Below are 24,942 nucleotides of genomic sequence, written 5' to 3'. Positions count from 1 at the left end.
CGTGGGCTAGACAATACTGGGCAAATCGCCCGCCCTCCACACGAGGGGCGGCGGTGAGCGATACGTCACGATAATCTCTCCACACCCTCAGACAGGAGCCGAGCAGCAATGGACGACAACGTCACGGGCCCGTCGGGTTTCGGCACGTCAGGCCCGGACAATCGCGGCTCGGACGACCGAGCTCGGGCGGCGGACAGCGACCCGGTTCGACGTGTCCGTAAACGCCGGACACACCAACCCCAGGTGCGGGCGCATCGCTTGCGACGCCGTGTGATCATCGGGGGCTCGGTGGCCGTGGCGGTCGTCGTCGCCTTCGGCGCGTGGCTGGGCTTCACCGCCCGCGAGGCGCAGGCGAACCTCGAGGAAGCCCGCAGTCACGCGCAGCTCGCCAAGGACGCCCTGCTGGACGGCAACACCGAGGACGCCCAGCGGTCAGCGGCCGACGCCGACAAGTACGCGTCGCGGGCCTACGAGAACACGCACTCGATCCCGTGGAGCATCACCGCCGCCGTCCCGGTTCTCGGTAGCCCGCTAGCAACTTCTCAGCAGATCTCCGAGGTCGTGCGGGGGCTCACGCGCGACGTCTTGACACCCGCCGTGGACGCCGGAAGCACCCTGGCCCCGGATCAGCTGATCCAGAGCGGTGGCCGCGTCAACGTGCAGTCGCTGCGCAGTGCCGTCCCGGTGCTCGATCAGACATCCGTTGCCGCCCAATCGCTGTCGGATCAGGCACGAAGCATCGACGAGGCCACCTACCTCGACGTGGTGAACGAGGCGCGCACGGCGTTGCAGGATCAGACGGCTGAGCTGTCGAATCTGCTGAGCAACACTGCGATCGCCGCAAAGGTGGTGCCCGCGATGCTCGGTGGGGACGGGCCGCGAAACTACTTCCTCGGATTCCAGACGAACGCCGAAGCGCGTGGAACCGGTGGACTGTTGGGTGGATTCGGCATCGTTCGCGCCAACGACGGCGGCGCCAAGGTTGACACGCTCGCCTCGAACTCGGAGCTGTCGATGGACAAGCAACCGCTCGATCTCGGTCCCGAGTTCGAGGCCCGCTACGGCGCCAGCCGTCCCACCACCGACTTCCGGAACAGCAACCTGAGCTCGCACTTCCCGTATGCCGCACAGATCTGGAAGTCGCTGTGGGCGCAGGAGTCCGGCGAACAGGTCGACGGAGTCGTCGCGACCGATCCTGTCGCCCTCAGCTATGTCCTCGGTGCCATCGGCCCGGTCACGATGCCGGACGGCGAGGTGATCACCAAGGACAACGTTGTGGAGCTCACCGAATCGACCGCGTACGTGCGATTCGCCGATGACAACAAGGCCCGTAAGCAGTACTTGCAGACTGTCGCAGCACGAGTGGTCGACAAGATGACCGGCAAAATCTCGTCCCCGCAGGCCCTGCTCGACGCGCTGGGCAAGGCTGCCGGCGAGGGTCGCATCGCGGTGTGGAGCGCGGACCCCGCCCTCCAGCAGGTGCTTTCGACTACCAAGGTCGGCAATGTGGTTCCGGACGATGCGGCGCCGTATGCGGGTGTCGTGGTGAACAACCAGGGCGGGAACAAGCTCGACTACTACCTCTCGCGTGAGATCGAGTACGTGGCCGACACTTGTGTCGACGACACCCGGTCGTCCACTGTCACCGTGCGCCTGACCAACAACACGCCTGCAGACGAGTTCCCAGACTACGTTGCGGGGTTGTTCGAGAACGTCGGCAATGTCGCGAAGGGCACGAACGCCGTCGACCTGTCGTTGCTCGCCACCCGAGGGGCGACTCTCGGCAAGGTGACCGTCAACGGCGCTCAGCAGTTCGTCTTCACCGGCACCGAACTCGGTCACCCCGTCTTCAACGTCCGGGCGATGATTCCTCGGGGCAAGACGACCGAGGTGAAGTTTGAGCTCACCGAGCCCACCGCCCCTGGCGAGGCCCGGGTTCCGGTGCAGCCGTTGGTCGATTCGCCGAACGTCACGGTTGACGTGCCGAATTGCGGTAGCTGATCGTTTCGGATACCGCCGCTACTGCGGGTCCGCGTCGGGCGGCGGTATCCGAACGATGTTCTCCGTTTCGACGGACTGCACACCGGGCACGGACTCGAGCACGGCGCATTCCTCTTCTCCGACTGCGCCGGAGATGATTCCGATGGTGACGTGCACCTGATCGACGCGCATTCCGCGCAGTCGCAGCGCCGCGCCGACCGCTTCGATGTTGTCGAGGTGGTCGGCGTCGACGGTGACGGTGATCCCGATCATGCTGGTGCCTGAATCAATCCCGATCCGACGTCGAGGGACGGCAGCATGAGCCTCCGAGCCTTCTGCGTGAGGACGGCCCACAGTTCGGTTCCCGTGCGTCCGGTTGCCTCACACCACAGCGCGGCGATGCCCGCCACGTGTGGGGCCGCCATGCTCGTCCCGCTCTTCGCGCCGTACCGCGTGGGCACGGGAACGGTCGAGAACACGCCTACCCCGGGCCCCGCCACGTCGATCTGCCCGCCGATGACGGGGTTGCTCCGGGCCGAGAAGTTGCCCAGCCCCAGTGTCGAGTCGAGTGCTGCGACAGCCATGATCGACGGACTGTTCGCGGGTGGACCCACGAACCCCATGTTCCCTGCCGCACGGTTGGCGTTGTTGCCCGCTGCCGCGACGATCAGCGACCCCGACGCCAGTGCCCGGCTGCCCACCGTCTCGTACGCAACCGACACCGCCTCGACGTTCGCCCCGAGGGACATCGAGATGACCTGGCAGCCGTTCACGATCGCCCATTCGATTCCGGCGAGAATGCTGCGGTCGGCTCCGCGTCCCTGATCAGACAGCACCTTGCCGACGTAGATGTTCGCCTTGTGGGCGACTCCGTATCGGCGGGTGCCACTCGGGGACTTGGGTCCGCACGCGGTTCCGACACAGTGCGTGCCGTGACTGTGCCCGTCTTGCGGACCAGCACCGGGCACGAACGACTGGGCCGTGATCGTGCGGTCCTCGAAATCCGGATGCGTCAGGTCGAGGCCGGTGTCGAGGACGGCAACTTTGACGCCGAAGCCACCGCACGCCGACGCGGCGACATTCGTGGCTTGCAGTCCCCACGTGAGCTCCGAGGTGTCGCTGAAGCTCGCCGCCTCGGCCTGCACACGAGGATCGGTGCCGATCGAGAGGGCGTAGTGCATCAGCTCGGGCTCGACGGAGAGCACCGGGCCGTCGGTGGCCGCGGCCGCCTGCAGTGCCGCCAGCTGGTCGGGATCGGCGGTGACCACCGCAATCCCCAGTTCGTCGAACACGACGGCGTCGGATTCCTGAGTCTCCGACAGGTCTACCGCGCTGGATTCGAATTCGGTGCTGCGTGCGACGTTCGACAGCCCTGCAACGGTGCGCAAAGTCTGCCCAGCGTCCGTTCGGTTGCCGCCTTCGGCGAACACGACGACGTGGCTGCCTGTGACTTCAGGCTCGGAGGGGGCGGCGAGTGTGTTGTCGCCGTCGTTGTCGCCGTATGAATTTCCGTGTGATATCACGATGTAGTCCTTGGCTGCGATGAGTGAGTTTCGAGTGACGTGCTGCGCCGGCGTGGCGCTTGTCGGACGTCCTCAACGGTCCGGCACGTGGTCCCGAATTCCGCGAGTGGCGCGCTACCCGAAGTTTGCGCGGGCCGAGCTGTCGGGGTGAGTAGTTCGGTTCACGCGACCGCAGACATTGCGTGATACCAGTCGACGACGACGGACCGCACGCCGATCGACGCGATCATCGTCGAGATCGGACCGTCGAGGCACAGCTGGCTGTCGACGTGCCGAGCGTCGGAGCAACCGCAGATGCTCTGTGCGGCCCGCAACCCGATCAGGATCTCCGGAGAGGATTCGGATCGGCTGCCCTCGATGAGGAGGGCCTCCTCGTCGACGACGCGGACCGCGACGTCGTATCGGTCGGCGACGTCGCCGACGATCAGTGCAAGGTAGTCGACGTCGTCGACGCGGGTGGCGATCAGTCGCGCCGTGCCGGTTGTTCCCACCGGCACGACTTCGTCCAACACCAGGACAGCGGACTCGACTTCACGGAGTTCGACTCGTCTCGCCGTCCAACTGAAGAAGGGCTCCGGCCGCGCGGTCATGACATGCTCCTGTAGTTCGACGCAACAACTTTCCGCGATACCCATTCAGCGTCGCCCGGATGTCGGCTAATCTCGCGAGTAGCGTCCTACCCGATCGCGCGAGACATACTTTCGGTCGATCACGAAACCGAACTCGTGCCCGTGTCGCGCTACTCAATCCATCGACGCCTCCGGAGTACTGAGGCCGAAAGCGACTCCAAGGTTGTATTGCACTGTTTCGCTGGAGAACTCGCGATCAATACTCGTCTCGGTGCTGTCACCAGTGCCGCGAGAATCTAGAATCAGACCTATGGGTCCGGTGTGGCCTCTGATTCAGCGGCAAGTCGAGTTCGACGCGATCACCGCGTCGCTCACGGCTCGGTCCGGGGGATGCGGTGTCGTCCTCACGGGCGATCCCGGCGTCGGCAAGACCACCCTCGCGCGGTTCGCCACCGAGTCGTTGCCACGTGAGGTGAAATGGGTGGCGGGCACCGAGTCGGCGCGCAGCATCCCGCTGGGTGTGTTCGCCCATCTGGTCGGGGCGTCCACCTCCCGGGATCCGGTCGCCTTTCTGTCCGCGGCGCGGCAGGCGCTCCTCGACGACGGCCACAGTCGTGATGTGGTGATCGGTGTCGACGACGCGCACCTCCTCGATCAGCTCTCGGCGACATTCCTTCATCAGCTTGCCCTCGACAGGGCGGTGCACATCGTCGCCACCGTTCGCAACGGCGAGACCGTGCCCGACGCGATCACGTCGTTGTGGAAAGACGGTCACCTCCTGCGGCTCGAGCTGGCGCCGTTCAGCCGGGAACAGAGCATCGAGTTGATCGAATCCGTGCTGGACGGCCCCCTCGAAGGGCTGAGCGCGGACATGATCTGGGAGGCGTCCGGCGGGAACGCGTTGTTCGTCCGGCATCTGGTGGAGGGCGCCCTCGACGCGGGGACGCTGCGCCGTTCCGGTGGCGTGTGGCAGTTGCGGGGGCGTGCCGCCATCACGTCGGAGCTCGCTTCCCTGCTGGAGCACCGGATCGATCGGATCCCCCACGATGTGTTGCAGGCATTGCAGCTTCTCACCTTCTGCGAGCCGCTCGATCTGGACATCCTCGGGCAGCTGGCGGGTGAGGACGCGGTGGAGGAGGCCGAGCGACGCGGCCTCGTCAGAATCGTCGAGAATGGACACCGGCTCGACGTTCGTTACACGCATCCGCTGTTCGGTGAGGTGATTCGACGACGGGTGGGGCGCGCGGCGGGCCGACGGCTCCGGGGACAGCTCGTGGAGGCTCTGAGCAGCCGGGCCGTGGTCGGATCCTCCAATCGAATTCGCCTGGCAGAGTTGGCCCTCGACAGCGACCGGTCGGTCGAACCCGATCTGTTGGTCGACGCCGCCGAGGACGCAATCGGTTTGGCGAATGTTCCTCTGGGGGAACGGCTCGCGCGCGCGGCACTCGACCAAACCGGCAGCTTCGAGGCGGCCGACCTCCTGGCCCGTGCTCTGCTGTGGCAGGGGCACGCCACCGAGGCCGAATCGTTGCTGCTGTCCTTTTCGCCCGACAGCCTGGACCAGGTGCAACTCGTGCGCTGGGGTACGTCGCGGATCGCAAACCTGTTCTGGGCGAGCGGCGAGTCGGAGAAGGCGGACGAGGTGCTCGCGGTTCTGCGCGAGAAGGTCACGCATCCCAGTCTCGTGCCGATCATCGAGGGCATCGGCTCGGTGTGCGCGGTATTCGAGAATCGGCCCGAGGAAGCAGCAGCGGCCGCGAAGGCGATTCTGTCCTGCGACCGAGTACTGCCGTGGGCAATCGAGTGGGCGTTCTTCGGTGGCGGGTTGTCCCTGGCACTCACGGGACGCGGCGGCCAAGTGCCGGAACTGGCGGCACGCAGCGCTGCGGTGGCCGATCAGATCGACGGGTTGCTGCGGTTCCCGGCCGCACACGGTGAGATCCTCGCGTTGACCCTCACCGGACAGTTCGGCGCGGCGCAGCGCCGGGCCGAGGAATACCTCTCGTTGGCGTCGAGCGGCCGCTACGTTGCCTGGGGGCTCGCGAACATCCTGGTGGGGACGGTGGAACTTGCCCGCGGTCGGTTCACCGACGCCGCGGGCCGCCTCGAGCAGGCGATCGCGGCCCTCAACGTCGGCGATACGGCCGATGCGATCTCGTGGAGTTTTCCCGCCTACATCGTCCTCGGTCAGGCGTATGCGGAACTCGGTCGCATTCACGAGGCGGACGGGATCATCGCTGCGGCGCAGGCGCGGAACGGCCGGCACGTTGCCGTGTTCGGGCCGCAACTCATGATGTCGCAGGCGTGGCTCGCCGCAGCACGAGGTGAAACCTCGCGGGCCATCGATCTATCGCGGTCTGCGGCAGAGTGCGCTTGTACATCAGGGCAATTCGGCATCGAGGCGGTCGCGCTTCACCTTGCCACCCGGTTCGGCGACACCACGGCCGCTACGCGGCTCGCAGAGTTGGCCGACATCTGCGACGGCGAACTTGTCGACATCGTTGCCCGGCATGCAGCGGCAGTCGCGGCAAGAAACGGATCCGGTGTGGCAGCGGCAGCGGCCGAGTTCGAGAAGATCGGCGCCCTGCCGGATGCCGCTGACGCTTACGCTCGGGCGGCGATCGCGTTCACGCATGCCGGCGACAAGCGGCGTTCGATCGAGTGCGCTGCCGCGGCCGAAGCCCTCTCGGCCCGATGCGATCACATGTCGTCTCCCGCTCTGGTGGAGGCCGCACATCCACTCCCCCTGACGAGCCGTGAACGTGAGGTGGGGTCGATGGTTGCGGCCGGCCTGTCGAGTCGGCAGATCGCCGAGCGGTTGTTCGTCTCGGTGCGGACCGTGGAGGGTCATATCTACCGTGCGTCCATGAAGCTCGATGTCACCGACCGTAAAGGATTCGCGCAGGCGATGGGGACGACGGTTCACGCCGAACGAACCACCGGAGTCGTCCGCACCTGGAGCGACGCCGAGGGCTGGGGCGTGATCGATTCCGACACAACCCCGGGTGGCGCGTGGACGCACTTCAGCAACATCGCCGGGTCGGGCGATCGTTCGCTCACACCGGGACAGCACGTGACATTCGAGCCCGAGATCTTGGTCGGCAGAACGCAGGACGGCTACCGCTACCGTGCACAGGACGTCCGGACGGTGGAGTAGAGCTGCTCACCGGATGTGTTCATCCACGTATCGGAGAATGCAGCATCGCCCCTGGAGGATTACCTTTGACGAACCCGACCGTTTTGGCAGATGTAGAGGTAGTCCCAGGGCGACGCTCGAGTCGTGCTCCCGCCGGACTGCATCACGATTTGCCACCCGGGTTCGCTGACACGACTTCTGCAGCTCGTCTCGCCGAATCGGCCGACATCTGCGACGGCCATTTGTCGTGATTGCGGCCGGGCATGCCGCCGCAGTTCAGTTGGGAATCGGGGGGCGATGTGGCATCTGCAGCAGTCGAGTTCGGGAGAATCGGCACCCTGCCCAATGCCGCTGATGCATACGTTCGGGCCGCGATTGCCTACAGGCGGGCGGAGGCAAGCGACGTTCGAGCGAGAGTGCTACCGCGGCCGTAGCCCCTGTCGGTCCGATGCGATCACATGCCGCCCCCGCACTGGTGGAGGCAGCCTATCCACTCCCCCTGACGAGGCGTGAACGGGAGGTGGGGTCGATGGTCGCGGCCGGGTTGTCGAACCGGCAGATCGCTGATCGGTTGTTCGTGTCGGTGCGGACGGTGGAGGGTCATATCTACAATGCATCCATGAAGCTCGATGCCGCCGATCGCAATGGGCTTGCCGAGTCGATGGGGACTACGGTTCGGTGTCGTCGTGCCCGGGCTCCGGGCACGACGACATGCCGGCTCTGCAACAGGAATCATCCTGTTGCAGAGTCGGCAATGTGTGTACGCGTCGGGTCAGGACGCTCGGGGTCGACCCCGGTTGTGTGCCGGTATCGGCTTTCGTTCCCAGTCGACCTGCCTGGGTGGGATGAACATGGGATGCCGGTCGGCTCCCATTTCTATTTCCCACTCACTGTGGTGGAGCAATCGGTGGTGGAATCCGCAGAGCAGCACGAGGTTGCCCATGTCGGACGGCCCGCCGACGGACCAGTGGACGATGTGGTGACCTTCGCACCATGATGGCGGCGCACCACACCCGGGGAACGCACATCCTCGATCCCGCGCCACCAACGCTTTTCGCTGTCTCTTGGTGACGGTCCGGGTGGAGATGCCGAGGTCGAGTGGCGCTCCGTTCTCGTCGAGCACGATCGGTGTGTAGATCGAATCGCAGCTGAGAAGCCTGGCCGCCTTGATGCTCAGTGGCCCCATCCACTCGGTCCACGCGACTCCGTCGACGGCAAAGAGCGAGTCGTCCGGCGAGGCGGCGGCATCATGCTCTGCGCGTGCACTGCAGTCGGTGTGGTCGGCGAGATCTCGAACGCTGACGTGGAGGGAGACGTGTGGCCGTTCGCCGCCTTCTTCGCCGGCGATCCCGGAGTTGAGGTAGCGGCGCAGGAGTTCGGTGAATCCGTCGGCCCGTCGCTGTCCGGGGGTGCGGCTGTCTTTGGTTCCGTCCTGCGCGGGCCGAGGCTTGGACAGTCCGGAGAGCGCCGAGAGCAGCATTTCGCCGGTCACGGCGTCCAGGTCGCCCTTGACGGCGACGCGCCCGTTGAGTGTTTTGGACGCGTGGAACTCGTTGAGGTCGGTGTCTTCACTGGGCGGCGGATCGTCGGATTCGAAGGCGCGTTCCAGTCTGGCGATCACGGCGCGCACTGCGTCGGTGTTGGCGGTGGGACCGGTTGCGGCGAACAGCAACGCATTTCGGCAGTCGTCCATAGCTTCGAGCGGCATGCCCTTGGGTGGCCGTTCGCAGAACTTCATGATCAGCGCTGCGTGCTCTGCCGAAATGTTGGTGTCGAAGTACTCGTCTGCAATCTCGGGCTGCTGACGCAAACCTCGGCCCAACAGCACGATTCGCCCCGCAGCACCTACCTCGAGCAACGTCTTGGAGGCCAGCCACATCTTGGCGTTCGGAAATCCCAGCACATCGACCTTGCAGCGATAGTCGACGGCACCGACGAGCTTGACGCGCAAAGCTTCGAGTCGCTGAATCTCCTCCGAGATACGAACGACCGATTCGAGCAACTCCGCCTCGGCCAGACGCCACGCATCACCGACCGCGGTCGCCAAAATCTCTTCCGACAACGCCCCCTGGATATCTCCCCCGAGCCCCATTCTTGAATTCTAGTTCGAACACACTTTCGAGTCAATGGCTTGTGCAAAATGGATCTTTCGTACGCGAGCCAAGCAACAATGGCGGCATGACAACTACCGGCGTCGTCCGTAGCTGGAACATCGAGGAGATGCAGGGCATCATCGATTCTGACGAAACTCCGGGCGGGTGCTGGACGTTGTTCCACAGCGTGGCGGTCGAGGGCTTCCCCGCGCTACGCGAGGGCCAGCAAGTGGAGTTCGAGTGGAACGCGCTCGACAACCCAATGAACGGCTGTAACTTCGCCGCGATTCGCGCGTGGCCCGCGGCCAGCGAGCCGTACGTCGCGCCACCGTCGGACAGCCCCTGGGAGAAGATGTACCGCGCACGCGGCAGGTGGTACCGCCAGCTGATCACCATGACGCTGGTCCACCCGTGCTGCGCGGCGAGGTCCCGCGTGAACAGGGCCTCGCCTCACGTCGTACTCGGTTGCGGCGGGACGCAGGTGACGGTGAAGCGCTGATCCTGGATGGCGCAGAACTCGGCCATCTTGCGGTCGCCCTTCCAGTAGGGATTCGACAGCACAACGTTCGCCGAGAAGCCCTCCCGCGCAAGCTCGATACCATACTCCTCGCGGCCGTCCCGCTCCCCACCGAGCACGATGATCGCATCGACCGGCCTCATCGGATCGACTCGCGACTTGGTGTAAGCGAAGTGGCCCACCACGCCCAGGCCGGCGACAGCACCGAATGCAGTCATTGCGAGACGAATCAACTGCCGCATGCCCACAGGCTAAGCACCCGGAGCTGTTTCTATCTCAGTGAGAACCAGGGCCGACTTCGAGCAACTGCAGCAGGTATTCTCCGTACCCCGATTTCACCAGGTTCTCCGCCCGAACCCTCAGCTCGTCATCGTTGATGAATCCTTGACGCCACGCGACTTCCTCGGGAGCTCCGATCTTCAGCCCCTGCCGGTGCTCGATAGTGCGTACAAAGTTCGACGCTTCGAGGAGTGAGTCGAACGTGCCGGTGTCGAGCCACGCGGTTCCTCGCGGCAAGACCTCGACGTTGAGGCGCCCCTCCTCGAGGTATGCCCGGTTCACATCAGTGATCTCGTACTCACCACGATCGGACGGTCGAAGTTGCTTCGCAATCTCGACGACGTCGTTGTCGTAAAAATAGAGACCTGGGACGGCATAGTTCGACTTCGGCGTCGCCGGCTTCTCTTCGAGGGAGAGCGCCCGCCCATTGTCGTCGAACTGGACAACCCCGTAGGCGGAGGGGTCGGCAACCCAGTATGCGAAAATTGATCCGCCCTCTAGAAGCTCGAACCTGCCGAGCTGATGGCCGAGCCCGGCACCGTAGAAGATGTTGTCGCCGAGTACGAGTGCTGCGGGGTCGTTTCCCACGTGGTCCGCACCGAGAACGAAGGCCTGCGCGAGCCCGTTGGGTTGGCCTTGCACCGTGTAGGTCAGGTTGATGCCGAACTGGCAACCGTCGCCGAGTAGCCGTTGAAACTGATCGGCGTCGTGAGGAGTGGTGATGACGAGTATGTCACGGATACCGGCGAGCATGAGGGTGGTTAGCGGGTAGTAGATCATCGGCTTGTCGTAAACAGGCACCAACTGTTTACTGACGCCAAGAGTAATCGGGCGCAGGCGGGTCCCTGAGCCGCCCGCAAGGATGATTCCCTTCACCGAAAACACCTCGCAGTTCCATTGAGAAATCGCAAAATCTTATGCCCCATCCAAACGCCTCGCGCGCATCCTTATCGATCAAGGCATCTGACTGACACAGGTAGTATAGTCCCATGCGAAAAGGTGAACGAGCCGAACGTCAACGCCTCAAACAGACCCCAGGCAGGGGCATACGAGCGTAACGCCTCGGCCATACCATACATTCAAGAAGCGGATATCAGGAGATATCGGACACCCCCCGAGCGCACCGAATATTCAACCGTCACAATCGCATTGGAACATACAACACATGTACGCAGCACTTACCAAGATTCAGACTGAGACGTACAGCATACTTAAACAGCACCTACCTCAGAATGCCAGTGTGGCTATTGTCGACTTTCCGAATCATCAGAATGCGGGCGACTCGCTCATATGGCTTGGCCAGAAAGAGTACCTCCGCCGTCTGGGTACAAATATTGGATACGTGTGCGACATCTCACGATATGATCCGCGGATCTTGAACGACCTCGTTCCCGAGGGGCCGATCCTGATACAAGGCGGCGGGAACTTCGGCGACAGATGGATCCCAATGCAAAATTTTCGCGAACGAGTCATCCAGGACTTTCCGGATCGATCCATCATTCAACTGCCGCAAAGCATCGATTTCTCACCAGGACCGCGACTAGAACACGCGCAAAAAATACTCTCCAACCATAGAGATCTAACTATCTTCATTCGCGACCGGGCCGGCGTAATGATGACCCAAGAGCTATTCCCAAACAATACGGTCGTTTTTTGCCCCGACCTGGCGTTCGGAAACAAACCAATCACGCCAACAGCTGAACCTGAAAAAGAGTTCGTCTTCCTTAAGCGGCGCGATAGCGAATCAGTTCACGGGACAAACTTCCCAGGCGCTGAACATATCTCATACATTGAGTCCGAGTGGGGCCTAACCGGTTTGCGCGCCATCCAGTGGGCAATTCTCCACTTCCCCGGCGCCGTCGCAAAGCGTTCATTTTATGCGCGCAACACTCTTCAGCCTTTGCTGGCAAAATTATACGACCGACAAGCTGAACTCAATGTCCGGAATGCCATCGGAATCCTATCGCGGGGAGACAAAGTCCTGACAGACCGGCTACACGCGACTGTCCTTGCTTCACTTATGGGGAAACAAGTACTTGCCATGGATAATTCCAATGGCAAAGTCCGAGCAATCTACAACGACTACCTTTGCCGGATGCCTGGGACGACATTTGTCGACTCTGAGGTTGACGCCAAACGTGAAATCTCCAAATTGTTTGGCGACAGCGCGTAGAGGCACATTAAAGGTAGTGCGAGCGCCAGTGCGGACAAGCCTTTGGGTTACTAGCACAAATTCCTAGAAAAAGGACCCGATCTGAGCACCTTCACTAAGCAATGCTCGCCACACCGTTTAGACTCGATACCATGTCGGCAATATGTCTGGACATAAGTGCCGTTGTAAAATTCTTCTCAACGCGAAGACGTCCCGCGCGTCCCATCTCGATCGCAACTTCGGGGTTGCCAAGTACGGAGAGAGCTGCACGCGCCATCCCCTCCGGACATTCGGGCTCGACCAGGTACCCACTAACTCCATTCTCAACATAGTCCTCAAGACCGGGCGTTCCCGAGATAACCACCGGGCGACCGGTGGACATAGCCTCCAAAGTGACAGTCAAACCTGAAGCATGCAGGTTCTGACGAGTCGCCACCATTGCCAACGCTGACTCCCCATACATTCGATGCACGTCTCGATGCGAGACTCTACCGATCTTCTTAACCCCAGTAGGCGCAGTTAGTTCAGAGTCGGTTTGCACAAGTGCGCGAACATCGGGCCGATGCTTAATAACCAGGTCCAAAGATTCGAATAGTGTCTCAGGATCACGATCGCGATCGATACCGAAACTGACAATGATAGGAGATCGACCCGTAGGGTACGGAACATAAGTGTAAAATGTCTCGTCGATGCCGAAGGGCAGATAACAAACGGCCGGACCGCCGCGTCCCAGCCAATCAGCAACCACCGGCAACTGTGCACGTGATAGACACCACACACCATCCATTTGTCTTAAAATCTTCTTAACAAAACGGTTTTCAAACTTCCGCTCTCCACGGCACACTTCGTCCGTCGCCCAAATAACGCCGCATAACATGCGCGTGGCGGCTCTGCGATTGACCATTCTGACTGCCGCCCGCTCATCCCAAGCGATCGAAACATCGACACTCTTTCGTTGAAACGAACGCAATCTCGACAACGACAGCGCAAGAGACCAAACACTCGCGCGATCCAAATCGGCGGCACGCACATCATCGAAATGCATTGCCAACCGATTTAACCCATATGGCCATTCGTCAGGTACATCACTTTTGCAAGAGCGACTCTTCCACGCCGCAACACCGTTTGCGCGCGCAAAAGCGACTTCAAGAGTTTCTTGCCCACCATGATCCATCAACAAAACCAGCTCCCTTCCCGTAGCGCATCTTTCTTGCTCAAAGACCCGTACGCATCACTTTAGCGATGCGGTCCACCTTAAACCTGCGCTGAAACAGCAGAGCACTTGCTCCCGCCATTACCAAGAACGAGATACCCAGCACAAAACTTGGAATCTGAATCTGAAACAGAATTCCGACAATTTTTGTAACAACAGCTCCCAGTGCGCCTCCGGCCGTAATTGTGCATACTGGTGCAATAACCTCCTGCCTCCATCTACGAAAGCTAAGATCAAGATCGACGCTCGCACGACGCCAATAAAGTGGTTCTAGTACGATCAAGGGTGCGCTCAGCCCAAATGCTACGCCTACAATTCCGAAACGATAACCTGCTGGAACACCGATCAAAATAAATAGGAGCAGCCATAAAACCTGCAAGGGTAGCAGTCTACCGGGCCGGCCAATGCCATCCAAGGCCGGAATCAACGGAATATGCATACTACTAAGCAGCAGACCCAAGAGCAGGATAATGAGAGCCGCAGAGATCTCCGCCACGGGGACCTCGGGACCCAACCAAATACGGACAATCGAATCCGCGGAAACAATCAACGCTAAACACCCAAGTACTGCTCCCAACGTTGCGACAAGAACGTAGCTCACAAGGTACTCGCGCGCCCGAACGGTGCTCGTAATCCAAAGCCTGCTCATTACGGATCGCGAAGGCTCCGTCACCCAGGTAATTATTTGACGGACGCTCCCGTAGATTCGGAACGCAGCATTGAAGTAGGTCACGTCCGCAGGCGAACCCACAATCGAAGTAATCAGAGTGCCAGCTTGAAGAATCAAGGATCCAGTGGCTCCCATCGCGAATGCCCGAAGACTGTAGCTGAACATATGACGCAGCACGCGATGACTCACCAAAAGCACACGACCGTAGGCAACACGGTTTCTTACAACCAGAAAAGCGGACAGGACCGAAGGCGTCATAAGTGCCACGGTCTCAGCAACTGCAACTGCCACGATGTCTCTCATTAGCAGACACGCTATGCAGGTGCCAACGATCCGCATACCGGCCCCGGCTATTTGATTCCGGCGTTCGTACGTCATGTAGCCAGCGCCGATAAGCGCGGACTCAAAAGGCTTCAGTACCATTGAGGAGAGCAGAACTGTACCGATTCCGATTAGAACTAGACCGTCTTCGCGGGAGATCCCTGCAGCATCGAACTTCGAATCAAGAATCCAGATGGTGCCCGCCACGTACGCCGGCGCAACGACTAGAACGACTGCAGTGACCCATGCGAGACCTGAAGACAGCAATTCTGACGGGTTGAATCCACCTATACTCGATCGAGCCTGCGATCCGAAGTGAACGATTGCTGTTCCAATACCCAGATCTGAGTAATACAAATATGTTGCCACAACGCTGAGCGTCAGCCAAACACCATACGCGTCCGCACCCACAGTTCTAATTATTAGAGGAATTAGCAGCAATCCAGCCGCCATCAAGGCGATTCCGGCAAATGCGCTACTAACAACACCACCCGCAGCACTTCCTGTTTTCACCGATGAGCCTCCGCGGAAGCGGTGTAGTACCGATTCGAATACGGATCGAGCCGGTTCTCAACTACCTTCCTTGCACCTCCGAATTGTTCCTGTGCTACAACTACTAGGATCATCAGTACGATATTCCATGAGAGCTCGTCAAACGACCAACCGGCAACCACGAACGCCACAGCACATGCGCGGTGCGCCCAGGTACCGCCACGAAACAGCGAAAACAGCGTGAGAGCGATCAGACCCATGCCTACCATGCCAAACTTAAGCACGAGCGTAATCCACTGGTTATCGATCGCCTCTATCCCGCTTGATCTAAGATAATCGAAGGCGGACAGAGAGCTGATCAAGGCCGGATCAGTACCAAAGGTAATTCGCAGTAGGCTGCCCGACATTACCGCGGGAATAGAATTTAGTGACTCCAATCGGTGCGTGAGCGAAAGTGAGCCCTGAACTTCAGCTAGCCCTACTATCGCAACAACATCGAACAATAATGCGAATGCCGAGGTTGCCAGAAATATCACGGACGCACGAACGATAAAAAATCTATTGCCAGACCTACAGAAATGGAACGCGAGGATCAGTGCAGCGACAAGTAATGCACTTCTTGTTCCTGAGGCGAAGATTCCAGCGAATAGGAGGACAATGATCGATACCACCGTCATCCTCCGAAGATACCCCGCTGCTAGGATCAACGCGCAACAGAAAGCACAGAACATGCCAAGTGGAAGGGGATGCGCTACGGTTCCAATCCCGCGTGTGTCGGCATTCGGGAGGAGACTATTCTCCAATCCCCATTGAGGGATCGGCCCTCCCAGCAGACCCCAAAGTGGTTGAATGTGGCCCATCACTTCGAGAATCGCGAGAGTTGCCTGCACACACCCCAATGCCACAATGACGAGAGTGACCGATCGGAGCTTCTCCCTAGAAAGAGAAGGTAGCAGTACTACCAACGGCAATAGAGTGAACACTTGAAGCAAGAGAGCATATACCGATTCGAGTGCCCCGTATGCGAATGTAACGAGCGCGGCGTACGTCAGGAAGAACAGCAAATATTTTGTGGGTTGGCTTTTCTTCAATCTAAGGAAGTCGCGTCGGAATACGAGGACCGCAGTTAGCAGGATGCAGGTTACCGGTAACGCGAGCTTAAGCAAAAATGGTGCGCCGAAGTTTGGGGCGATCACAATACCTGCACAACTCATCGTTGATACAAGTAGGGCCGATTTTTGAAAGTCGGCCAGGACCACATGAATCGAGACCAAGAAGAGCATGGATAGGATTAGGGTGACAAGTCCTATTCTGTTACTCCAAGCGGCGGTCCACCCGGCGGCGATAACACCGACCAGGGTGAAAGTCCACAATACATTACGCACTGAGCCAGCTCGCTACGGCATTGTGGGGCCCAGATGTCCTCCAATAGCCAGAGTTAGTGTCGTATATCTCGTCGCCGCGCTCGGCTGCATATGCCGGGTCGAGCAACATGCGGACGCTTTCATCAACGAGGTCATCATCGTTCGAGCTCACCGGCAAACCGAGAACTTCGTCCAATGACCCAATGGCGGCTTGCGTGGCTACTACCGGCAGGCCCCTACTACACGCCTCGAGCAGCTTGACCCGGACTCCACCTCCCGTGGATATGGGTGCAATCATCGCTCTCGATTGGGAAAGGAATGGGGACAGGTCATCGACAAATCCCCAGTGCTTTATCCCCTCAACGCTTTTCCACTTCGCGCGCGGATTCATCTTTCCTATGATGTTGAGTCGCGCACCGGGCACTCGCGCAGTCACACTGGGCCACAGGCGGACGAGCCTGGCGACGGCTTCATAATTCGGCCACCATGTCTGGTCCCCGATGAATAGCATCGTCCGTCCAGATGCCTTAACGTCAGCTTTTACATCCGGTGGCAACGTCAGGTTCAGAAGGTCGACTCGGTTAACTCCGTGCCGGATGTATCGCTCCAGTTCCTGACGATCGAAGCAAGCTGTCCGGCGCGCGTTCTTCGCCACTCGAATCTCATCGCGCAATATGCTCCGAGCAAGACCTCGCTTCATCAAGTTTCCACTTGCTCTCGCTACATCGGACTCCGACACGTGCGTATTCACCCAAAGCTTGTCATGCAACTCCGGAAATGCCAATACCGATTCTGCCATGTAAGAGTGCTCTGCAATGTAGATGTCGCGCTCTGCTTCCCCAATCCAGCTTCGAAGACTCGGTGTGTCGAACCGCACATGAATGGGACTCTTAAGCCGACCGAGCGATCTCGCGCTGATACTGAGATGGTTTACGGGCGGCTTTGCAACGCCATATAAGTCGCCCCGAGGACCGAGCAATCCCTTCGACTGCGTCAGCGAGATAGCGTCAACCTGGAATGAATCAGCCGCGATCCTCATCATAAGTTTACTGATCGTCGTGTCACCCCCATGGAACTCAGCCGGATTTTTAGCAAGGACGAAGCACACGCGTTTCAATTGAGTATCCGATTCCTATTCCGGTGGACTTGCGAAAAGGGGTCTGGCGGGGGCCTTCCAACCACACTACGTATTCCATCTAAGACACCCCTAACCGACCACACCGGACCCAAGAAGTTGCGACGAACTATCCAACCAGGTATGGCTCGAATGAACTTCGCAAGGATTGCGAGTACAACCCGGAATACCGTGAATCGACTTCGCGCAAATAATATGTGGTTGCGAAATCGCAGATATGCCGTGTAGTCCCCAGGTTCCTGATACGCGCGCGCCTGCGGATTCACGATCACCTTGTACCCTAATTCCCTCATCCGATAGGCAAGGTCAACCTCTTCAAAGTAGAGGAAGTATTTTTCGTCGAGTCCTCCGATCTCGTCAAGAACCGCGGTGCGCATTAGCATTACCGCCCCATCCACCCATTCCACGTCGTAGTCTGCGTCAAGTAGACGATGTTCCAAGTGAATGGTTTCACCGCCGGAGGTCAAAATTCCGCCGGCGGAAAATAGACTCTCTATGTTTGAGTTTCTATATAGAAGGGGGCCGACGAGTGACACTCGATCATCATTGCTGATACTCGAAAAAAGCCGACAAATAGTTTCGGACTCAAGAACGACCTCTTGAGTTAGGACTAATAGGAACTCTGTGTGTCGCTCGACCTCGAGCCGAGCCCTGTTCACAGCCGCGGCGTAACCGGGATTCGGAAGTGGAATGACCTCGACCGGAATGTTCACACGCGGGGAGTACAGTACTTCGATGTCGAGATCTTCGCTATTGTCGATGACCACGATCTTCTTTGGCGGACAGGCAACGTCACTCAAGTTCGTTATTAGACGACTTACCTGAATCGCCGCCTTATAGTGAATGATGACAGCTACATAGTCCCTCACCTGTTCGACGCTCACCCTCGAACGTCCAACGATTCAAGAACCTCGCGGATTTCTACATCGAAACGCCGACGTCCGAACTTTTCAACAATCGACTTTGCGATTGCAATGTTGTGCCAGGTAACTGATTCGAACTTTTGTATTGCAGCGTGAAGCGACTCGACTGTGGGATCTGGGAAGAAAACGCCAGATTCGCCCTCTACAACGGTGTCGAGCGCCCCTCCTGCCCCGTAGGCAACGACAGGAAGTCCGCACGCCATAGCCTCAAGTGCCGTGATACCGAAATCGTCCTCGCTTGGGAAGATTAGAGCGTTCGTTGAACGGTACAGCGCGGCGAGCTCCTCTTCATTCTGCCAACCCAAAAATTTAACGTTCTTACTCGCATGCCGCTCAAGCTTCCGCCTATCGCGGCCGTCTCCCGCGACGAGGAGTGTCTTTCGTGGATTCCTTTTGAAATACTCAATCAGCAAACTGAGCCTTTTGTAGGGTTCGACGATTCGACCAACCCAGAGGTATGCGTCAGATCTTTGGGATTCCGAATCGACAGTGTAAATCTCATCGGCGTAGGCGGGCGCCACTATCGCAAGCGCTGAAAAGCCATAGTAATCTTGAATCCTTGCTGCCACGGCTCTGCTTGTCGCAATGAAGTGGGGATTTCGGCGTGCGACCGATCGGTCCTGCCGTCGCCATCGTGCACCAAAGACCCGGGTAGCTAACCGTGCGGCAAGATCGCCTCCCACGGAATAGTCTCTTTGGCCACTCCATGCCTGGCGGAATGGAGTGTGGCAGTACACGACCTTGGTTCCGGAGACGCGCACATGGTGCGCAAATGAGTAGGACGACGCGACAATGTTGCCGTCGATTGGGCTCTGCCGTTTCAGAATGTCGCCATATAGGGGCGCAATCAGGCGGTAGGTTCTCTCGTTGAGGGGGAGATCAAGGACTGGGGCGTGGTGCTCTGAGAGTGCATTCATCACGGCAGGGTTCCCGGCCAAATACCGGATTGGGTTCCGAGATCCAATCGCACGCTGGATATCGCAAGTGACGCGCTCAGCTCCGCCGTACGTGAACGCGAAGTCGTGGACTACCGTCCAGTTTGACCATCTCGCAAACTGATTCGTGTGCACTAAATCATTTGCGCCCGCGGAAGCTATCGGATTACCCACATTAACGCCTTCCACATACTGTTTTCCTACTGGTTGCATCCGTCAGTACGCGCCGTGGCCCGCAAGGACCGCCCTCAGCGTCTTTCCTACAATTAAGAGATCCCCCACCATCGACCAGTTCTCCACATAAGAGAGATCCAGTCGCACAGTCTCCTCCCACGAAAGATCGGAACGTCCGCTCACCTGCCACAGCCCGGTGACACCAGGCTTCACGAGCAGCCGGCGCCTCACGGTGCCGTCGTAGGCCTCCACCTCGCGGCGCAGCGGCGGCCTGGGACCGACGACGCTCATCTCGCGTCGCAGAACGTTGATGAACTGCGGCAGCTCGTCGATGCTGAACTTGCGCATGAAGCGGCCGACCTTCGTAACCCGCGGGTCCTCACGCATCTTGAACAGAACGCCGGCACCTTCGTTTGCCTTCATCAGCGAGGCCACCTGCTTGTCGGCGTCCACTACCATGCTGCGGAACTTGAGCATCGGGAATGGCCTGCCGTCCAAGCCCATCCGCTCCGACTTATAGAAGACGGGCCCTTTACTGGTCAGCTTGATCGCGATTGCGACCGCCAACAGAACCGGGCTGATCAGAATCAACGCGAGAGTCGCGAACACAAAGTCGAACGACAGTTTCGAGAACCGCTGCGCACCGTGGTACTGCGGCTTCTCCACGTGGATCAGCGGAAGGCCGGCGACGGGTCGCATCGAGAGTCGGGGGCCCGACACGTCCATCATCCCTGGAGCAACCACGAGGTCGACGTGGTGCGGCTCCAGCGCCCACGCCAGGTCCCGCATTCCGTCGTGGCCGAGATGCTCGGTCGCCGTTACAGCCACTGTGTCCGCCTGGCAGAACTCCAGCGACTCCACCACGTCCTGCTCGTCGCCGAGTACTGGAATCTCCCGCCCGTTCACGGTGATCTTGTCGCCATATTTGCCGGTGTGCCCCGGAATGCACACGCCGACAACTTGGTATCCGTCAGCAGTGCCGCGGGAGAAGGATTCGGCGAGATTCCGCACCGAGCGCTCACCGCCGACCACCAGGACGGACGTCTGAAATTCTCCACGCGAACGCTTGCGCGTGATCACCTGGCGCCACACCCAGCGGTTCACCATCAGGGCAACTAGGCCCACGGGGAACGCGATCGCCAGGTAGAGGCGGGCCAGGTCGAGTCTGAAGAGAAGTGCCAGGATCGCGATGAATCCGAAGAGGCGCACCGTCGATACGAAGATCCGGCGATACTCGTCGGGACCACTACCGATGACCCGAATGGTGCGGGTCCGGAAGATCACCAACGTCACCAGCCACGCGACCACCAGCAGGGCCGACACCAGCGTGTAGCTCAGGTTGTGGATGGCTTGGCCAGTCGTCAGAACACCACTGTCGCCGAAGCGAATCCACTGGGCCAACGCGACAGCAGCGATCACCACCAGGGTGTCGGAGATCAACAGACGCCGGATGTACGCCGCCTGCCACTCTCGACGACTCCCGAGTCGTCCTGTCTCCGAAGAGACCGTTGTCGCGCCCGGTGCACCCGATGCGGGGCCGAGCGGAACATCGAATGCGGTCACATTCGTTGCCTTCCACCTGAGAACCAATAAGCCGGCAAGCGCTGCTGTCTTGCGACTGTTGGCGGTGACTGACGACCGCCCCCCTGTATTGCTGCCGAGATGATGATCGCACCTTCAACCAACTTCGTTACAACCGGAGTGGCGAGAGTCACAGCCACGAGATTTGAACGGCGAGAACAGGTTCCTGTGCAGGTAATGGGGCTATAGATCGAATGAATGACGCGATCTACACCACGTGGGGCCCCGTGAATAGGGACTAAGGTCCTGGCGTCGCGAAACAAGTTCCGGTATTTTGCCGAACCCTACTCGATAGTCAGGTCAATGTGGCGTCGCGGTCGCGGTCGCGGCGGACCGCATTCCCCACCATCACTAGCGGCGGTCTGTCATTTGCGTGAATGGTCTTGTGGTGCCACCGCGTAGGCGCCTTGATAGGCCGCTCTACGATCGGCGCCGAACCATCACGATCAAAGGAGTGTTCACGTGGATAGAGACAGCATTTGGAATACCCCCTGGGGAATGCTTTTCTCGTTCGGCTCAGAACTGGTGCATGCGCTGAATTTCGGCAGCGTCAATACGTAGCGAAAGAGTGCCCGCCCTCCGACGTGGAGGGCGGGCACCGCGAGAACTGTTTTACCGGGGCGGCGTTTCAATTCCGATTGCGCATCGTCATCTGTCCAACGCTCACTGGCCGATTTGCGGATAGACCGAGCGCGTCAATGGCACGATTGACGCCGTGACCAGTCACCCGCTCGACGATGCACCCCACCGCAGCCGCTGGCGCCGTCTGCGTGCCGCGTGGCGGCGGAAGCTCGATCCGAGTGAGCAGTCAGCGGTGGTGTCGTGGGGCGCGTTCACGCTGACGTTCGCGGGGGTGCGGGCGCTGACTCATTGGATCAGGCGCGGGCACGGACCGGCCGGCGGTGGGCTGAGTCTGCACGGCCGTCATTTCCACCATTACAACCTCGGCATCGTGGCGCTGGCCGGGGTCGGGGCGGTGGCGGTACGTGGCTCCGAGAAGCAACGTCGCCATCCGACCGTGCCCATCTCGTACGGCGTCGGCACCGCGCTCATCGTCGACGAGTTGGCGTTGCTGCTGGATCTGGAAGACGTCTACTGGGCGAAGGAGGGGCGGACCAGCGTCGACGCCGCGGTGATCATCATCGGGCTCGGCGGGCTGATGACTGCAGGATTCGAGTTCTGGCCCGCGGCCCAACGCGCACTCACGGAGCCGACGTAGGCGGCAGCGCACCGGACAGCCGGGCCGTCCCCCACGGCTCGATGTCGTAGACGGGGATGCAGTCCAGGCCGCGGGCGCGCACGCGCTGCACGACCGCCGCATCCGCCGACGGACAGGTGCCGTCGGCGACGGCCTCGGTGACGATCGCGCACAGCACATCAGCCTGGAGTTCGCGTACGGGTTTCAGCCCCTGCTCCACCGTCCAGTGCCGCACGGCGGCCCAGTGCGTCACCTCGGTGACGGTGGACGGGTTGCCGATGAACAGCACACTCCGCGTGACATTCCGCCCGGCCGCGACAGCCGATGACTGCACCTGAATCTCCGCCTCGGTGCACCACTCGGACGCCACCTCAGCCAACGTCGTGCTCGCAATCGTCGACATCTACCTCGTCCTGTTCCTGCGTCCGACTCGCATGAGAGTCATCCTGTCGCGTATCGGGCGCCCGGATTGTCCCCCGATCGGGCCTTGAATGGGATGATTCGACTGTCCCCCGATCAGGCCACAGCGCCTGGGGTGCGGGGTGGAACGAGACGTCGTATCATCACAAACCTGATCGACCGTCTCGACGGAACCGGTTGAGCGACAGCGACATAACGGACAAACCGGGCATTTCCGATTAGGGGATGCCGCGGTCGGCCGAATGCCCCACCACACAGAACACTCGACAACGGAATACTTTGCCTTCCGATTACTTACTTTTGAAAACTATGAAAACCCGAGAGGTGAAATTCCTTGGTCTCGCACACGCAGGAACCCGCCGTTTCGAACGGTGACGGCACCCGGACACTCGACGAACTCGGCCCGCACTACAAGTGGATTGCGTTGTCGAACACCACCCTCGGCATGCTGGTGGCGACGATCAACTCGTCGATCGTGCTGATCGCGCTCCCTGACATTTTCAAGGGCATCCACCTCAACCCACTCGAACCCGGCAACACGAGCTACCTGCTGTGGATGATGATGGGCTTCCTCGTCGTCACCGCGGTGCTGGTCGTCAGTTTCGGGCGGCTCGGCGACATGTTCGGCCGCGCCCGGATGTACAACATGGGCTTCGCGGTGTTCACGATCGCCTCGATCTTCCTGGCAGTGACGTGGTTCGACGGGACCGAGGCGGCGCTGTGGCTCATCGGATGGCGCGTCGTGCAGGGCGTGGGCGGAGCGTTCCTGATGGCGAACTCGTCGGCGATCCTCACCGACGCCTTCCCCGCCGATCAGCGCGGACTCGCGCTCGGGATCAACGGTGTCGCCGCGATCGCCGGATCCTTCCTCGGCCTGCTCATCGGCGGCATCCTCGCGCCGATCCACTGGAATCTGATCTTCCTCGTGTCGGTTCCCTTCGGCGTGGTCGGCACGATCTGGGCCTATCTCAAACTCCGCGACACCGGCGTCCGCCGGCATGCCGACATCGACTGGTGGGGCAACATCACGTTCGCCGTCGGATTGATCGCCGTGCTGGTCGGCATCACCTACGGAATCCAGCCGTACGGCTCCTCGTCGATGGGCTGGGGCAGCCCGCTGGTGCTCTGGTGCCTCGTCGGCGGTCTCGCAGTCCTCGCGATCTTCTGCGTCATCGAGACCAAGGTCGCGAATCCCCTCTTCAACCTGCATCTGTTCCAGATCAAGTCGTTCACCTGGGGCAACATCGCCAATCTGGTCGCGTCACTGGGCCGCGGCGGTCTGCAGTTCATCCTGATCATCTGGCTCCAGGGCATCTGGCTGCCGCAGCACGGCTACGACTACAGCCGCACCCCGCTGTGGGCGGGCATCTACATGCTGCCGATGACCATCGGGTTCCTGTTGTCGGCACCGGTATCCGGGGTCATCTCCGACCGGTTCGGCACCAAGTGGTTCACCAGCACCGGCATGTTCATCACCGCGGCCACGTTCGGTCTGCTGATCGCCCTGCCGGTCGACTTCGACTACTGGGCATTCGCCGTGACGCTGTTGATCAACGGCGTCGGAATGGGGATGTTCTCCGCGCCGAACCGGGCCGAGGTGATGAACAGCCTTCCCGCCGACGCGCGCGGCGTCGGCGCGGGCATGATGACGACGTTCCAGAACGCGGCGATGGTGCTGTCGATCGGATTCTTCTTCAGTCTGATGATCGCCGGACTCAGCTCCAACCTTCCGGCCGCGATGAGCGACGGACTGATGGCGAACGGGGTATCCGCGGCGCAGGCCACCCAGATCGCGAATCTCCCCGCCGTGGCCGTGCTGTTCGCCGCGTTCCTCGGCGTCAACCCGATCCAGGAACTGCTCGGACCCCAACTGTCCTCGCTCACCGAGCAGCAACAGGCGCACCTGACCGGCCTGGACTTCTTTCCCCAGCTGATTTCCGGCCCGTTCGCCGACGGCCTGGCCATGGCGTTCGCCTTCGCGATCGTCGCGTGCGTGATCGGCGGAATCGCCTCGCTGCTCACCGGCCCGCAGAAGAAGCCCACGACCGACGAGCCGCACGAGTCGGTCGGCGCGGAACTCGCCGGAATCGCCGGCGAAGCCGGAATCGGCCCGAGCGAACTCGTCCACGACCGGACGAACTGACCAGACCCTGGACGTGGATTCACCGAACCTCACATGGCCGCCGAATCGGATGCCGAACAAGACCCTCCGATTGCCACCCCAGGTTGTGGAAGGTCCCGTTGAAGACCTTCCACAACCTTGGGCT

Annotated in this window: 20 protein-coding genes and 1 pseudogene; 7 read left to right on the top strand and 14 right to left on the bottom strand. The window is 60.5% G+C overall.

Annotated features, from left to right (window positions below):
* The first annotated feature begins 108 nt into the window (after positions 1-108).
* Positions 109-2,001: a DUF4012 domain-containing protein gene (locus tag PSR88_RS27685; protein ID WP_016883597.1), complete on the top strand. Its 1,893-nt coding sequence runs from the start codon at positions 109-111 to the stop codon at positions 1,999-2,001.
* An 18-nt stretch (positions 2,002-2,019) separates the two neighbouring features.
* Here the strand turns inward: PSR88_RS27685 and PSR88_RS27680 are convergent, their stop codons facing one another.
* From PSR88_RS27680 to PSR88_RS27670, 3 genes are all read right to left on the bottom strand, one after another.
* Positions 2,020-2,253 (bottom strand): hypothetical protein, encoded by a 234-nt coding sequence (locus tag PSR88_RS27680; RefSeq protein ID WP_016883598.1) that lies wholly within the window; start codon positions 2,251-2,253, stop codon positions 2,020-2,022.
* Positions 2,250-3,503, bottom strand: a complete 1,254-nt coding sequence (locus PSR88_RS27675) for a S8 family serine peptidase (RefSeq protein ID WP_016883599.1) — start codon at positions 3,501-3,503, stop codon at positions 2,250-2,252. Before PSR88_RS27675 ends, PSR88_RS27680 begins: the two co-directional genes overlap by 4 nt.
* 161 nt (positions 3,504-3,664) lie before the next feature.
* On the bottom strand, positions 3,665-4,093 hold the full coding sequence (locus PSR88_RS27670) for a hypothetical protein (RefSeq protein ID WP_016883600.1): 429 nt from the start codon (positions 4,091-4,093) through the stop codon (positions 3,665-3,667).
* A 289-nt stretch (positions 4,094-4,382) separates the two neighbouring features.
* Here PSR88_RS27670 and PSR88_RS27665 point away from each other — a divergent pair, with 289 nt between their 5' ends.
* Positions 4,383-7,229, top strand: a complete 2,847-nt coding sequence (locus PSR88_RS27665) for a LuxR C-terminal-related transcriptional regulator (protein ID WP_016883601.1) — start codon at positions 4,383-4,385, stop codon at positions 7,227-7,229.
* Positions 7,230-7,656: 427 nt separating this feature from the next.
* Positions 7,657-7,803: pseudogene (locus PSR88_RS27660) on the top strand (helix-turn-helix domain-containing protein); the annotation flags it as partial.
* Between the two features lie 177 nt (positions 7,804-7,980).
* On the opposite strand, the gene PSR88_RS27655 reads toward PSR88_RS27660, so the two are convergent.
* Positions 7,981-9,300, bottom strand: a complete 1,320-nt coding sequence (locus tag PSR88_RS27655) for an HNH endonuclease signature motif containing protein (RefSeq protein ID WP_016883602.1) — start codon at positions 9,298-9,300, stop codon at positions 7,981-7,983.
* A gap of 86 nt (positions 9,301-9,386) precedes the next feature.
* On the opposite strand from PSR88_RS27655, the gene PSR88_RS27650 reads away from it, so the two are divergent.
* The gene (locus PSR88_RS27650; RefSeq protein ID WP_016883603.1) at positions 9,387-9,800 is read left to right on the top strand and encodes a hypothetical protein; all 414 of its coding nucleotides are present in this window, start codon (positions 9,387-9,389) and stop codon (positions 9,798-9,800) included.
* On the opposite strand, the gene PSR88_RS27645 is transcribed toward PSR88_RS27650, so the two are convergent.
* Both PSR88_RS27645 and rfbA read right to left on the bottom strand, forming a co-directional pair.
* Positions 9,752-10,066, bottom strand: coding sequence for a hypothetical protein (locus PSR88_RS27645; RefSeq protein WP_237724142.1), 315 nt, complete (start codon positions 10,064-10,066; stop codon positions 9,752-9,754). The genes PSR88_RS27650 and PSR88_RS27645 overlap by 49 nt on opposite strands.
* Before the next feature lie 28 nt (positions 10,067-10,094).
* Positions 10,095-10,973, bottom strand: a complete 879-nt coding sequence (rfbA, locus tag PSR88_RS27640) for a glucose-1-phosphate thymidylyltransferase RfbA (protein ID WP_029539536.1) — start codon at positions 10,971-10,973, stop codon at positions 10,095-10,097.
* A 364-nt stretch (positions 10,974-11,337) separates the two neighbouring features.
* Here rfbA and PSR88_RS27635 point away from each other — a divergent pair, with 364 nt between their 5' ends.
* Complete coding sequence (locus PSR88_RS27635) at positions 11,338-12,270, top strand: polysaccharide pyruvyl transferase family protein (RefSeq protein WP_157180174.1); 933 nt, start codon at positions 11,338-11,340, stop codon at positions 12,268-12,270.
* 94 nt (positions 12,271-12,364) lie between these two features.
* On the opposite strand, the gene PSR88_RS27630 is transcribed toward PSR88_RS27635, so the two are convergent.
* The 7 genes from PSR88_RS27630 to PSR88_RS27600 form a co-directional block, all read right to left on the bottom strand.
* Positions 12,365-13,423, bottom strand: coding sequence for a glycosyltransferase family 4 protein (locus PSR88_RS27630; RefSeq protein WP_083853116.1), 1,059 nt, complete (start codon positions 13,421-13,423; stop codon positions 12,365-12,367).
* 40 nt (positions 13,424-13,463) lie between these two features.
* Entirely contained in the window at positions 13,464-14,966 is a 1,503-nt protein-coding gene (locus PSR88_RS27625; protein WP_157180176.1) for a lipopolysaccharide biosynthesis protein, read from the bottom strand.
* On the bottom strand, positions 14,963-16,228 hold the full coding sequence (locus PSR88_RS27620) for a hypothetical protein (RefSeq protein ID WP_157180177.1): 1,266 nt from the start codon (positions 16,226-16,228) through the stop codon (positions 14,963-14,965). Before PSR88_RS27620 ends, PSR88_RS27625 begins: the two co-directional genes overlap by 4 nt.
* 94 nt (positions 16,229-16,322) lie before the next feature.
* Positions 16,323-16,964 carry a glycosyltransferase family 4 protein gene (locus PSR88_RS27615; RefSeq protein WP_157180178.1) on the bottom strand — a complete coding sequence of 214 codons (642 nt, stop codon included), beginning with the start codon at positions 16,962-16,964 and terminating at the stop codon, positions 16,323-16,325.
* A gap of 458 nt (positions 16,965-17,422) precedes the next feature.
* On the bottom strand, positions 17,423-18,328 hold the full coding sequence (locus tag PSR88_RS27610) for a glycosyltransferase family 2 protein (protein ID WP_157180179.1): 906 nt from the start codon (positions 18,326-18,328) through the stop codon (positions 17,423-17,425).
* Positions 18,325-18,936, bottom strand: coding sequence for a glycosyltransferase (locus tag PSR88_RS27605; protein ID WP_157180180.1), 612 nt, complete (start codon positions 18,934-18,936; stop codon positions 18,325-18,327). The genes PSR88_RS27610 and PSR88_RS27605 overlap by 4 nt, the downstream gene beginning before the upstream one ends.
* A 582-nt stretch (positions 18,937-19,518) precedes the next feature.
* Positions 19,519-21,039 (bottom strand): sugar transferase, encoded by a 1,521-nt coding sequence (locus tag PSR88_RS27600; protein ID WP_016883608.1) that lies wholly within the window; start codon positions 21,037-21,039, stop codon positions 19,519-19,521.
* A gap of 733 nt (positions 21,040-21,772) precedes the next feature.
* Here PSR88_RS27600 and PSR88_RS27595 point away from each other — a divergent pair.
* A complete protein-coding gene (locus PSR88_RS27595) occupies positions 21,773-22,276 on the top strand; it encodes a hypothetical protein (protein ID WP_016883609.1) in 504 nt (167 codons plus the stop codon).
* Here the strand turns inward: PSR88_RS27595 and PSR88_RS27590 are convergent.
* The gene (locus PSR88_RS27590) at positions 22,260-22,658 is read right to left on the bottom strand and encodes a hypothetical protein (protein WP_016883610.1); all 399 of its coding nucleotides are present in this window, start codon (positions 22,656-22,658) and stop codon (positions 22,260-22,262) included. The two genes, PSR88_RS27595 and PSR88_RS27590, sit on opposite strands and share 17 nt — an antisense overlap.
* Positions 22,659-23,009: 351 nt before the next feature.
* Between PSR88_RS27590 and PSR88_RS27585 the strand changes: the two genes are divergently transcribed.
* Complete coding sequence (locus PSR88_RS27585; RefSeq protein ID WP_016883611.1) at positions 23,010-24,818, top strand: MFS transporter; 1,809 nt, start codon at positions 23,010-23,012, stop codon at positions 24,816-24,818.
* The last annotated feature ends 124 nt before the right edge of the window (positions 24,819-24,942 follow it).

Origin of the sequence: Rhodococcus sp. DK176 (assembly GCF_038447315.2) — a bacterium.
Lineage (GTDB): Bacteria > Actinomycetota > Actinomycetes > Mycobacteriales > Mycobacteriaceae > Rhodococcus_F > Rhodococcus_F jostii_A.
Note: the sequence above shows the minus strand (reverse complement) of the source record. Positions and strands in the feature narration are given on the sequence as shown.

Coding starts and splice junctions, on each gene's coding strand:
- PSR88_RS27685 (WP_016883597.1), top strand. CDS start 109: ATGGACGACAACGTCACGGGCCCGTCGGGTTTCGGCACGTCAGGCCCG.
- PSR88_RS27680 (WP_016883598.1), bottom strand. CDS start 2,253: ATGATCGGGATCACCGTCACCGTCGACGCCGACCACCTCGACAACATC.
- PSR88_RS27670 (WP_016883600.1), bottom strand. CDS start 4,093: ATGACCGCGCGGCCGGAGCCCTTCTTCAGTTGGACGGCGAGACGAGTC.
- PSR88_RS27665 (WP_016883601.1), top strand. CDS start 4,383: ATGGGTCCGGTGTGGCCTCTGATTCAGCGGCAAGTCGAGTTCGACGCG.
- PSR88_RS27655 (WP_016883602.1), bottom strand. CDS start 9,300: ATGGGGCTCGGGGGAGATATCCAGGGGGCGTTGTCGGAAGAGATTTTG.
- PSR88_RS27650 (WP_016883603.1), top strand. CDS start 9,387: ATGACAACTACCGGCGTCGTCCGTAGCTGGAACATCGAGGAGATGCAG.
- PSR88_RS27630 (WP_083853116.1), bottom strand. CDS start 13,423: ATGGATCATGGTGGGCAAGAAACTCTTGAAGTCGCTTTTGCGCGCGCA.
- PSR88_RS27620 (WP_157180177.1), bottom strand. CDS start 16,228: ATGCTCTTCTTGGTCTCGATTCATGTGGTCCTGGCCGACTTTCAAAAA.
- PSR88_RS27590 (WP_016883610.1), bottom strand. CDS start 22,658: ATGTCGACGATTGCGAGCACGACGTTGGCTGAGGTGGCGTCCGAGTGG.